A 12,079-nucleotide genomic window follows, 5' to 3' on the forward strand; every position below is an offset into this window, starting at 1 on the left:
TAAACCCTCCATAAACAATGAAGTTTAATGATATTCTAAATTAGAATAATTCATTTGTATCTTTGAGAAAAAACAAAACCCTATGAGAGTCCTTCCTATAATTGGATTTCTTTTCTTTTTTATTTCCTGCAAGCAAGAAGAAAAACAACTTACAGCACAACAGATTATTGATAAGGCAATTGAAAATGCTGGAGGAGATAAATACGACAAGGCCAAAATTGAATTCACTTTTCGTAATAATAAATACACTAGCGAAAGAAAAAACGGTCTTTATAAATTAACTCGAACAATAAACGATTCTTTAGGAGAAACTTTTGATGTGCTTACAAATAGTAGTTTTGAAAGAAAAGTTGATGGTGTAAAAATAAACTTGCCAGACTCTCTAATGAATCTGTATTCCAATTCGGTAAATTCTGTACACTATTTTGTGCAATTGCCTTACGGTTTGAATGATGAAGCCGTAAATAAAAAATTAGTTGGAGAAGCTGAGGTTAAAGGCAAGAAATACTACGAAATTGAAGTAACGTTTAAGCAAGAAGGCGGCGGCGAAGATCACGAAGATATATATATGTATTGGATTAATAAAGATGATTATACTACTGACTATTTCGCATATAAATTCTACACTGGAAAAGGTGGCATACGTTTTAGAGAAGCTTTTAACCCTAGTGTTGTAAAAGGAATACGTTTTGTTGATTACAAAAACTACAAAGCCGAACCTTGGGAAAATGTAGATATGAACTCTCTAGATGAGCTCTTTACCGAAGGAAAACTAACGTTGCTTTCAGAGATAATTACTGAAGATATTTCAGTCGATATTATTGAATAAAAAAACTCGGTCTTCTATTTTAAAGTCCGAGTTTTAAATATATTAATCGAGAGTTTTAATTCACAAAGAATACTGCATTGGCTAGAAACAGTTTTCCATTCTGCCAAAACGAACGGAATGACACATCGTCAACCATATAAACTACACTACCACTACCCTTCTTTGCCTGAGCAAAAACAATTGAGTTTTTAAGTGAAGCCTTGGCGCGTTCACCAGTAAATCCAGAAACACTTACAGCGTCTCCTTCAATATAACCTACATTATAACCATCTTCTAAAAACTTGTAAGACTTATTACCCAATTTCATACTATAATACGTAACATCGTATCCAAAAGCTAAGGGGTGAGTGGTATCTAACTTCACTTTAAAAATACTTCCAGTAATCATATCTTTAGTACTTTCCATCTCACGTTCAGCATAAGGAATTAGGTTTTTATCTGAAGCTTCATCTTCTTTTTCATCATCGTTTTCAGAAGCATTTTTGGTTAAATCGAAACCTTTTTTACCTTCAAAAATGTCTACAGCATTACCTATAGCTATTATTTTACCGCCTTGCTCAATCCAATCTTCAAGTTTTTTAAAGTTATCATCGTTTAAAATTGAATTGTAATTTCCTTCAGGTAATATTAAAATATCATATTCACTCCATTTAATTCTTCCTACACTTTCTGTGTTTATTGAAGTGATCGGATACTTTAGTTGCGTTTCAAAAAAGTGCCAAAGGGCTCCGTAATTTAATGAAGAGGTCCCTGCACCTTGAAGTATGGCAACTTTTTTATTCTTGATTAAATGCACGTACTGTGATCCAAAATCTGTTAACTCATCAGCATAACTCGTTGGAGAAGCGTAGAGCTCTCGCTCCATTTTATTTGCTATTTCAATAAGCTTTGTGTCAAATTCTGAATTGGTTTTATTGTCGCTTCTTGTAATAATTAAACTTCCTCGACCAAAGTTATTTCCATTAAAACCAAGTTCTTTTTCAGAAAAACGCACTTTTATATTATTCTTTAATAATTCCGAAAGAAATGTGGCGTCTTGTAAGCTATTCCATTTCGCGATATAACCAGCGGCATTAGGAGAAGCAATATTAGAAACTGCTGATTTTTTCGCTGTACTATTAGCAGTAACCAAACTAGTACTTGCAACACCATCTAAACCAAAGGCATAAGGCAGACTCCATGCTGTAATATCGTAAGTAATTGGAGTTGATAGTGATGTGGTAGGTTCAAAAAGTACTTGCACCATCTTCCCTTTAGGTTGATTTGTACTAACCACTAAAGCATCTTTAGCGTCTATTGTTGCATTTTTCGATGTTGAATAGCTAAAACCTTTCACTTTACCACCATCTGCAAACCCGTATTTAATATCGTGACGATCTAACATTTCGGTTAGACTTTTAATTTTATCTGCATTTCCTTTTAGCACAAAGCTCTTGAATTTTAAATTGTCATTTTGAAAGAATTTTCCGAATTCTGAATTAAGGGTTTTCGCTTGTTTTGAAGCAACTTCAATAGTTGATAGTCCTGTTGTGGTATGATGAGCAACACGGTCTACAAGTGTGAGTTCGATATCTTCATCATTTATAATACCTAATCCAGCCATACCGTGCCCTGCTTGCTCGTAAGTCATTCCAATCGCCCCCATATACATTGGGTAAGTATCACCATAACTTGGGTATAATAAGTCAAAACTCTCACGTGTGAAGTACAACCATCCGTTTTCATCAAAATACTTGGCGTTATTCTTTCCTATTTGATGTTGAAAATCGCGTTGCCAAGGGGTAATTATTTCGTGATAAGGTTCTGCTCCAGGAGCAAAATAATATGGGTTATTTATAAACTGTTCGTGAAAATCTACGTGTAGATGCGGCATCCATTGATTATAAATTTTTAAGCGTTGTTGCGTTTCTATCTGACTTGCCCACATCCAATCGCGATTTAAATCGAATAGATAATGGTTAGGTCGGCCACTTGGCCAAGGCTCTTTATGCTCTGTAGCATCTTGGGAGGTGTTATAAGGCCTAGCTTGCACTTGATTGTACCAATTTACATATCTATCTCGCCCATCTGGATTAACACCAGGATCCATAATTATTACAGTATTTTGAAGATAATTTTGGTGCTCTGTCAGCAATTTATAGATTGTATTCATTGCTGCTTCACTACTACTCGCTTCATTTCCGTGTACATTGTAGCTTAACCAAACAATAGCTTTCTCTGGGCTGGCATTTCCTGTAATAATTCCAGCATTTTTTAAATTATCAGTACGAATCTTTTCAATGTTTTTAAGATTCTCTTCAGAAGAAATAATGGCATAGGTCAATCTTCTACGTTCGTTTGTAGTTCCATAATCGGAATATTGAACAAGCGCACTGTTTTCAGCAACGTGTTCAAAATAAGCAACTACATCGGCGTGCCTTGAAAACTGAGTACCTATTTCATACCCCAAAAATTCTGCAGGTGATTTTAACTGCGCGAAAATAAAAACAGGAAAAATTAAAAATAAAATAGTGAGAAAACGATTCATTCTGAAAGAGTTTAAAATAATTGATAAAGCTAAAGAAACAATTTGAAATAATGCTATTGATTTTAGAGCAAAGACAAGGCTTAACCCTATAAAAAGCTAAAATTTAATTAGCAACAATTATCTATAAATGATAGCTAATTAATAAAGGTAAAGGATTGAGAAAGGTTTGTTTGTAATAACTTAATAAAAACAAAGTAAGTTTAAATTTACTCTCTATTTTTCTTTGGAAAAGTTTCCTCTAAAGCAACTTGTCCGTCTTTGTAATATTTCCAAAGTCCATGCTTTTTACCGTGTTTGTAGTGGCCTTCAATTACTACATTACCATAAGCATCGTAGTAAAAAACATGTCCGTGAATTAGGTCATTAGAATGCGGAAGTTTTTTAAGCAGTACCCCCTCCGCCGAGTAATAATTATCTTCTCCGTCCTTTTTCCCGTGCTTATAATCGGTTTCTTGAGTTATTTTTCCATTTGGGTAATAGGTTATAACTTTTCCGTGAAGTTCGTCGTTTAGATAGTTTTCTCGAGACATAACTACCTTAGATTTTTCGTGATAGTAAACCCATTCCCCTATTCGGTCTTTACCTTGCATTTTACCTTCACTTACAAGTTTTCCTTTTTTAGTAAAATACTTGACTTCGGCAATATTATCACTCTTGTTAAAGGTTTTAATTACAGTAGGCTGATTCTTGCAGTCTTCACAATAAAATCTGAATTCTCCAACCTCCTTCCCGTGTTCAAACTTACCTTCATATCGCAATTGTTCCGTTTCGGGATATGTTTTTTTCCAAATTCCGTGACGTTTACCATCTGCATCCATTTGGTTTGTATCATTTTGAGAAAAACCTGTTACAGATGAGATAAAAATTCCTAAGAAAAGTAAGGCATTAAATATTTTCATAGTGTTTGTAATATTTCAATAAATATAACGAAGAAGCTTTAATTCTATTTTACTATAGTTGTGAATTGAAGAAGGGTTTCCAAATATGCCGAAATATCAGCCTACAAAGAAACCCTTCTTTATTAAGATTAGAAAATATTATCGCTTCCCAGCTCGTTTTTGTTCCTCAGCCTGCTCCATCATTTCAGCCATTTTACGCTGAAATTTATTTTGCTTTTTTGGTTGCGCTTTTTTCACCTGAATTTTAGCGTGAATCTTTTCTTCATCAATAATGAAGTTTTTGATTACAAGCATTATCCCGATAGTAATCAAGTTCGATACAAAATAGTACAGCGATAAACCACTTGCATAGTTGTTGAAGAAAATCAACATAAACAATGGAGAAAGGTACATTATGAATTTCATATTAGGCATTCCCGGTTGCTGCTGTTGCTGCATTGTCTGTCCTGTTGTCATCATCATATAAATGAAGATTGCAATAGAAGCTAATATTGGGAATAAACTTACGTGATCCCCATAAAATGGAATATGAAATGGCAATTCTAAAATTGTATCATAGCTTGAAAGGTCTTCTGCCCATAAGAAACTCTTCTGTCTCAAATCGAATGCCGATGGGAAAAAGGTAAACAAGGCATAGAACACAGGAATTTGCAATAAAGCTGGTAAACAACCTTTCAGCGGACTGGCACCTGCGGAAGTTTGCAACTTCATAGTTTCCTGCTGGATTTTAAGCTTATTGTCCTTGTACTTCTCTTTTATTGCATCCATTTCAGGTTTTAAAACCTTCATTTTAGCCTGAGCAAGGTATTGCTTGTACTGCACAGGAGAGAGCAATAGCTTAATTAAAATGGTAAGTACAATAATGGCAATTCCCGCTGGTAAGAAATCTGTTAATAACCCAAACAATGGTATAATAACGTATTTATTAATAAACCCAAATATTCCCCAACCTAACGGCATAGCTTCATCTAAGTTACGACCGTATTCTTTAAAGATTTTATAATCTGAAGGACCGTAATACATATTCATCGTATGAGCCAACTTTCCACCTTTAGGTTCTATAAGCATCTTAGCCCCGTACTGTTTTGTATATACAGTATCTATTTCTTCATCTTTTACTAAATCTACAGATGTAAGTTTTACCTCTTTAAATGGAGTATCTGTAAGCAGCATTGAACTAAAGAAATGCTGACGGAAATTCATCCAAGTAACATCTTTCTCTAATTCGTCGTCATCACCAGATGGAGACAATTTTGAGTGTTTTTCGTCGTCGTATTCGTAAGTTAAACGAGAATATCTGTTTTCATACGAGATACTTTTTGCGTGACGATATCCTTTTAATCTCCAGTCTAAATACATAGGCTGAGAGGTATTTAATACACCATCTAACCCTTGACTATTAATACTGAAATCGAGCATATATTCACCAGGCTTCAAGGTATAACGATACTCTAGGAATCCATTTTGTGAAGTTTTTAACTTCATAGAAAGCACTTTATCTTCGCCGTTGTCACTTAATGTAGGCTCGAAGTATAAATCTGCTGTGTTTAAATTTCTATTTTCAGCTGTAAACTGAAGGTTTAATGAAGCGTTGCCATCTTTAATAAGATAGATTGGAACAGAATCAAATTTTGTAAAATTCTTTAATCTAGCTTCCGAAATATAACCTCCTTTATTACTTACTTTTAAGTAAAGCACATCATTTTCAAACACTGTACTTTCATCGGTTGCAGAAGGCAATGTGCTAGAATAAGCAAAAGAACCTAATTGGTTTTTCAATTGCTCATAAGCTAATGAATCACTTGCAGAACCTAGCTTCATTGAATCTGAAATAGCTCCAGCTAAAGTTGTGTCTTGAGGTCCTTTTTCTGATGAAATAGCCTCACTTGCTGCAGCTTCAGTTTTTGCTTGTTCAGCTTGTAATTCTTCCTCGGTAGGTTTATTCATATAAAGCATCCAAATAAGGATACCACCAATCAATAAAAAACCTACGAGTGAGTTTACGTCAAATTTCTTTTCTTCCATACTAAGTCGCGGACTTGTACCGCAATCGTTTTAATGCATTCCGAATTTAGAATTCGAAAGTTTAGTTTAATTTAATCGTTTTGTTTCGTTGTAATCTCAGTTAATAACTTAGATTTAAACTTATAAGACAGCTAGGTAAACAATAATCCCGCCTTTCTTCGAGCTTACGCCAAATTGTCTTAGTTATTTTTTTTCTGAATGTTCGTGCATTGCTTTTACAAAGGCTACAAAAAGTGGATGCGGATTGGCGACCGTACTTTTATATTCAGGATGGTATTGAACGCCAATAAACCAAGGATGACTTGGAATTTCTACAATCTCTACCAAATCGGTATTTGGATTACTACCTGTAGCAATCATACCTGCAGCTTCTAATTCATCTTTATACTTACTGTTAAACTCATATCTATGGCGGTGACGCTCTTCGATAGAGTTTGAATCATATATCTTGCTCGCTAAGCTACCTTCTTTTATATCACATTTCCATGAACCTAAACGCATAGTTCCTCCCATATCCTCTAAGTTTTTCTGATCCTCCATAATACTAATTACAGGGTCTTGAGCTTTTGGATTCATTTCGGTACTATTTGCATCTTTTAAGTTCAACACATTTCTAGCAAACTCAATAACTGCCATTTGCATTCCTAAACAAATTCCCAAGAACGGTAAGTTATTTTCACGTGCATATTGAACAGCAGCAACCTTCCCTTCAATTCCTCGTTCGCCAAATCCTGGTGCAACAAGAATCCCATCAAGTTTAGAAAGTTTGTTACCAATAGTTTTTGCATTAATGTGCTCTGAATGTATAAAGTCAACATTTACTTTAACCTCATTTTCAGCTCCCGCATGAATAAAAGCTTCTAAAATAGATTTGTAGCTATCTTGTAGTTCAACATACTTTCCAATTAAACCAACTCTAACCTCAGCTTTCGGGTTTTTGTGTCTTTGTAAAAAGTTATTCCAATGCTCTAAGTCTGGTTCATTTGAATCTACAAGATTTAATTTTTTAAGAGTAACCTTATCTAAGCCTTCTTCAAACATTAAGTTTGGAACATCATAAATTGTAGAAGCATCTATAGATTGAATTACAGCTTCTTGTTTTACATTACAGAAAAGTGCAAGCTTTCTTCTTAAATCAAAAGAAAGTTCGTGTTCTGTTCTACAAACTAAAATATCTGCACGGATACCACTTTCCATTAAGGTTTTAACCGAATGTTGAGTTGGCTTGGTTTTCAATTCACCTGCAGCAGCAAGGAAAGGGACAAGGGTTAAATGTATAACTAGAGCGTTATCATCTCCCATTTCCCATTTCATCTGACGAACAGCTTCTATGTATGGTAAAGACTCAATATCTCCCACAGTTCCACCTATTTCGGTAATAACGATATCGTAATCGCCAGTTTTTCCTAATAGTTGGATACGCTCTTTAATCTCGTTTGTGATATGTGGAATTACTTGAACCGTTTTTCCTAAGAATTCACCACGACGCTCCTTTTGGATTACGCTTTGGTAAATACGTCCTGTGGTAACATTGTTTGCTTGAGAAGTTGACAAATTTAAGAAACGCTCATAATGCCCTAAATCTAAATCGGTTTCAGCACCGTCATCTGTAACATAACATTCGCCATGCTCGTATGGATTTAAAGTTCCTGGATCTACGTTAATGTAAGGATCTAGTTTTTGAATAGTTACACGGTAGCCTCTAGCCTGCAATAGTTTAGCTAGCGATGCTGCGATAATTCCTTTTCCTAATGATGATGAAACCCCGCCCGTAACGAAGATGTATTTTGTAGTGCTCATGGATGCCTCTGCTGAAATGATTATACGGGATGCAAAGGTACATTTTTATTGTGGAAAGGAAAGGTTTAAAATTCAAAAATGAAATACCCTATTTTCAAAATGAATTTCCGTCAGTAGTTAGAATTAAGATATTTTTTTCCCAATTAATAAATGATTTGTTCCATTTACCTTTTTAAGCGAATAAAAGTCGAAGTGACTGCCGAAATTATCAATAATTTTGGTAGCCATTTCTGTATCCTTTTCTAAGTTCACTCCTATATTAAAAATTAACTCTCCATTAATTTCGATGAGTTTTGAAACATTGTCACAAAATTCCTTTTTAAAAAATTTTGAAGGTACAGTGGTGTCTATAAAAAGATCGATTATAATTAGCTGAAATTTATTTTTAGAAGTTTTCACATACTCAAAAGCATCGGCTTGGATAATTTGCAAGGTGTTTGAAGAAGCAATACCGAATTCATCCTTAGCCAACTTTATGATTTCAGGATCGATTTCTACAGCAATAATATTTTTTTGATATTCAAATGTTTCACGAAGAGACTGGATAATACTTCCACCGCCTAAACCTAAAAGCAATAAGTTTTCAACAGACTTTAGATTTACTTTAGTCAAACCTATTTCTAATATTTTCTGAAGTGACCCGTAAGAATAATTTGCGTTTTTTGTATCCAAAACCTTCTTACCATTAATATAAGAAATTTCTAAAGTGCCATTAAATTCAGAAGGAAATTTTCTTGTGACTGGCCAGATGTAGCTTAAAATCTTTTTCATTTTTCCTTTTAATTATTGCAACTTTATCTATCGCCAAAAAGATACAGAATTTTACTTTTTGATAAGCTTTTTCACTAAGCCCTCTAGCCCATTGAGTTTGAGCTCATACATTTCGGCCATCATTCTTCCAAGTTTCCCCTCAGGAAATCCCTTCTGTTTAAACCACACAAGATAATACTCAGGAACATTCACCAAATAATACCCCTCATATTTTCCGAAAGGCATTTTATAATTAGCAAGTTCAATTAAGTGATTAGGGTCTGGGCTATTTCCAATGTTCATATTCGGCGAGTTGTTTGGCGATATATTCTCGCCAGTATAATTCTTGTTTGTCATTTCGAGAGTGATCAGTTTCGGTATCAAATTTCGTTTGCATTGCCCTTCTTTTCTGTTCAACTTCTCTGTAAATTTTTTCAATTTCAGATTGCACACTCTTTGAGAACTGCTTTCCTTCTAAATTCTTTTTAAGCATTCGAGCATGTAATTCTGATATATCAAAGTGAAGCTGTTCGTGTTTTAGAATATAATCATTTACTTTTTCAGGAATATACCAAGAGTTATTCGGCTCAAAGAAACTTGATACCGAGTAATCAACACTAACCTTATTATTCTTGATTGAATACGAATATTGAAAGCTTATTCCCGAATTGGTGGTCGCAACAAAACTTGCACTACGTAAAGGTTTTCCGCGAAAGTCATTCCAACTAAGCTTATAACTTTCACTCCACATGATTTTTTCAGAATTGTTCTGAGGGAGTGTTATCAAGAAAATTAATAATGCAATAAAAAGTTTCATAATAAGCTGAAGTCAAAAATATCGTGGAAATTAAAATAACTGACTCTCAACTGAAAAAGAAAGCTAATTGCCTTCTTAGCCCCAATTAAACTCAATTACTTTTTCAATATCCGGGTGAAGACTTTGTATCACTGGACAAGTTCTCCCTGTATTTTCTAATATTTTTCTCGATTTTTCTTCGATACCCGCAGGAAAATTCAGGGCTATTTCAATTTTAGAAATACGACGCGGATTTGCAGCCATAGTTTTGGTTACCATTGCTGTAGTTCCATCCATATTTACATTCATATCTCTCGCCTTAATCCCCATTACAGTTATCATACAATTAGCAAGTCCTGTAGCCACAGTATCTGTAGGTGAAAATGCTTCTCCTTTTCCGTTGTTATCGGTTGGAGCGTCTGTGATATAGGTGTTTTTAGATTGTAGGTGTTCGTTCTCTGTACGAAGATTTCCTAAATATGTTACTTTAGAAGTACTCATTCTACAACTTCAAATTTAAGTTCGTTATTGTATTTTAGAATATATGCCGCTTCATTGCAATACCCTTCTGTATCAGACTTATTATATCTAAATTTATTTTCAATATACACTGTTTGATTTTCAGGTAGTACAGCATCGTAAATATCTTTTTCTGAAGCCATACGCAACAATACATCGTAAGTTACATCAAAACCTCTAATAGCGTATCTATTGGGCAATACACCGTATTTATTTTTATAACTTACCAAAAATGAATTGCGTTCGTCCTCGTCAAACTTTCTGTTAACAGATGGAAATGTAAAATCTAATTTTGCTAAACGTCTACTTGATACTTCGTGCCATTCGTAAGCGTCGTTTTTATCGAAAGTAAATAGGCGAAGCTTATAGCTTGGAGACATTCCAGCTAAAACATTTACGGCACTACTAATTAGCACAGGATTTTCAGACTCAAGAACAACCCAATTTTCCATTCCGTTATTTACTACAGCAGAAATATCACTAGAGCCAACATATCCTCCACCTCTTGGCACTACTGTTTTTGCAGTTGGAATTGCCGATAGCAGCATTTCTTTCTGTTTAGCTCTTTTTGAATCTGAAATTATAATAATATTCTTACCTGATGAATGCTTCACCAAATATTGAATCATTGTTTTTTCAAGAATTGAATTGGTAGGTATGGTTTGAAAAAGGTTCTTATTCATAGCCATATCTCTATTGCTTAAAGGAGAAAAAACTGGAATTTTATCTCTCTGAAGCATATCTGAAGCTTTCTCAACATTCTTCTGTAGCAATGGACCAATTACGGCATCTACATTTTTAAAGTTTCCATTTGAAATAATAGATGCAACTTTACTTTCACTTCTTTCTGTATCGTATACATTAAGAGTAACAGGAATGCCTTTATCCTTTGCAAACTCAGCAGCCATTAATGCTCCGCTATAAAAGTCTAAAGATACACGAAGGGTAGGATCTCTTTTAATTAAATCGCTATCGCCTTCAGTTGAGTCGTCTGGACTATCTGGTAAACGAAATGGCAACATAAGCGCTACCGTTTTCATACTTTTATTGTCTATTCGGTCTTCAAGATTAACATCGGTATAAACATTGGAAGAAGCGTAATCTGATTCTTTAGGTAATTTAAGAATCATTCCTTCTTTTAATCCATCTTTTGCATACGGATTTAAAGCAATAATTTCATCTTGGGAAAGACCAAATTTCACTTTCAGTCTATAAAAACCTTCTTTGGATAATACTTCGTAATACTGAAATTTATCTTCGTCGATTTCAGCATCTTCTATTACAGTATCTTCAGGCACAATAATTATTGAACCTCTCTTTAAACCATCGCCTAATTCTGGGTTTAGCGCATCTAATTCCGCAATACTAATCCCGAATTTTCTGGCAATTCCAAACTTAGTTTCCTTAGCTTGAACTTTATACTCTTGAGTGCCAGATAGTAATTTATTATCAGGATCTGTAGTAGTAACCTCGGTACTTTTTGAAGCCGCCGGAATAAGTATTCTTTCTCCGTTTCTCAGGCCTCTGGAGTACAACTCCTTATTTAACCTTTTGATATCATCAACACTAACATTGTATTCTTGAGCTATGCCGTATAGAGTTTCTTTTCGTTTAACCCTATGCTCGCGGTAGTTGTATTTTTCTGTTCCTGAACTAATAATATTATTAGAAGGAATAATCAAAATACTATTTGCCTTTAGTCCATTTCTAGATTCAGGGTTCAAATTGTAAATTGTTTCTTCAGAAATATTGTATGCATCTGCAATACTCGAAATCGTTTCACCTTTTTTAACAGCGTGACTCTTGTATTGTTGTTGCGCTGCAGATCCACAACTAACCATAAATAACAACGTAACTGAAACGTATATTAAACACTTCAACATAGGAATAATCGAATTTTTAAGTTTGTCAAACATAGTCTCAATTTCAGTTAA

10 protein-coding genes are annotated in these 12,079 nt (G+C 34.3%); 1 reads left to right on the forward strand and 9 read right to left on the reverse strand.

Features of this window, described 5'->3' with window-relative positions:
* Positions 1 to 82 precede the first annotated feature (82 nt).
* Positions 83 to 829: a DUF6503 family protein gene (locus RT250_RS09900; RefSeq protein ID WP_313114501.1), complete on the forward strand. Its 747-nt coding sequence runs from the start codon at positions 83 to 85 to the stop codon at positions 827 to 829.
* Between the two features lie 55 nt (positions 830 to 884).
* Here RT250_RS09900 and RT250_RS09905 read toward each other — a convergent pair whose 3' ends face one another.
* The 9 genes from RT250_RS09905 to RT250_RS09945 all read right to left on the reverse strand — a co-directional run bounded on the left by RT250_RS09905 (position 885) and on the right by RT250_RS09945 (position 12,061).
* Complete coding sequence (locus tag RT250_RS09905; RefSeq protein WP_313114503.1) at positions 885 to 3,356, reverse strand: M14 metallopeptidase family protein; 2,472 nt, start codon at positions 3,354 to 3,356, stop codon at positions 885 to 887.
* Between the two features lie 206 nt (positions 3,357 to 3,562).
* Positions 3,563 to 4,255: a toxin-antitoxin system YwqK family antitoxin gene (locus RT250_RS09910; RefSeq protein ID WP_313114505.1), complete on the reverse strand. Its 693-nt coding sequence runs from the start codon at positions 4,253 to 4,255 to the stop codon at positions 3,563 to 3,565.
* A 138-nt stretch (positions 4,256 to 4,393) separates the two neighbouring features.
* On the reverse strand, positions 4,394 to 6,280 hold the full coding sequence (yidC, locus tag RT250_RS09915) for a membrane protein insertase YidC (RefSeq protein ID WP_313114508.1): 1,887 nt from the start codon (positions 6,278 to 6,280) through the stop codon (positions 4,394 to 4,396).
* 183 nt (positions 6,281 to 6,463) lie between these two features.
* Positions 6,464 to 8,080, reverse strand: a complete 1,617-nt coding sequence (gene pyrG, locus RT250_RS09920; RefSeq protein ID WP_313114511.1) for a CTP synthase — start codon at positions 8,078 to 8,080, stop codon at positions 6,464 to 6,466.
* A 123-nt stretch (positions 8,081 to 8,203) separates the two neighbouring features.
* Positions 8,204 to 8,851: a spermidine synthase gene (locus RT250_RS09925; protein ID WP_313114513.1), complete on the reverse strand. Its 648-nt coding sequence runs from the start codon at positions 8,849 to 8,851 to the stop codon at positions 8,204 to 8,206.
* 51 nt (positions 8,852 to 8,902) lie between these two features.
* A complete protein-coding gene (locus RT250_RS09930) occupies positions 8,903 to 9,133 on the reverse strand; it encodes a DUF3820 family protein (protein WP_313114515.1) in 231 nt (76 codons plus the stop codon).
* Positions 9,117 to 9,647: a DUF922 domain-containing protein gene (locus RT250_RS09935; RefSeq protein ID WP_313114517.1), complete on the reverse strand. Its 531-nt coding sequence runs from the start codon at positions 9,645 to 9,647 to the stop codon at positions 9,117 to 9,119. The genes RT250_RS09930 and RT250_RS09935 overlap by 17 nt, the downstream gene beginning before the upstream one ends.
* A gap of 75 nt (positions 9,648 to 9,722) precedes the next feature.
* On the reverse strand, positions 9,723 to 10,127 hold the full coding sequence (locus RT250_RS09940; protein ID WP_313114520.1) for an OsmC family protein: 405 nt from the start codon (positions 10,125 to 10,127) through the stop codon (positions 9,723 to 9,725).
* A complete protein-coding gene (locus RT250_RS09945) occupies positions 10,124 to 12,061 on the reverse strand; it encodes a LysM peptidoglycan-binding domain-containing protein (protein WP_313114521.1) in 1,938 nt (645 codons plus the stop codon). Before RT250_RS09945 ends, RT250_RS09940 begins: the two co-directional genes overlap by 4 nt.
* Between the last annotated feature and the right edge of the window lie 18 nt (positions 12,062 to 12,079).

The sequence above is a fragment of the Aequorivita sediminis genome, assembly GCF_032080575.2.
Lineage (GTDB): Bacteria > Bacteroidota > Bacteroidia > Flavobacteriales > Flavobacteriaceae > Aequorivita > Aequorivita sediminis.

Bases quoted from the DNA above. Each gene is read 5' to 3' on its own strand.
- RT250_RS09900 (WP_313114501.1), top strand. From the start codon at position 83: ATGAGAGTCCTTCCTATAATTGGATTTCTTTTCTTTTTTATTTCCTGC.
- RT250_RS09905 (WP_313114503.1), bottom strand. From the start codon at position 3,356: ATGAATCGTTTTCTCACTATTTTATTTTTAATTTTTCCTGTTTTTATT.
- RT250_RS09910 (WP_313114505.1), bottom strand. From the start codon at position 4,255: ATGAAAATATTTAATGCCTTACTTTTCTTAGGAATTTTTATCTCATCT.
- yidC (WP_313114508.1), bottom strand. From the start codon at position 6,280: ATGGAAGAAAAGAAATTTGACGTAAACTCACTCGTAGGTTTTTTATTG.
- pyrG (WP_313114511.1), bottom strand. From the start codon at position 8,080: ATGAGCACTACAAAATACATCTTCGTTACGGGCGGGGTTTCATCATCA.
- RT250_RS09925 (WP_313114513.1), bottom strand. From the start codon at position 8,851: ATGAAAAAGATTTTAAGCTACATCTGGCCAGTCACAAGAAAATTTCCT.
- RT250_RS09930 (WP_313114515.1), bottom strand. From the start codon at position 9,133: ATGAACATTGGAAATAGCCCAGACCCTAATCACTTAATTGAACTTGCT.
- RT250_RS09935 (WP_313114517.1), bottom strand. From the start codon at position 9,647: ATGAAACTTTTTATTGCATTATTAATTTTCTTGATAACACTCCCTCAG.
- RT250_RS09940 (WP_313114520.1), bottom strand. From the start codon at position 10,127: ATGAGTACTTCTAAAGTAACATATTTAGGAAATCTTCGTACAGAGAAC.
- RT250_RS09945 (WP_313114521.1), bottom strand. From the start codon at position 12,061: ATGTTTGACAAACTTAAAAATTCGATTATTCCTATGTTGAAGTGTTTA.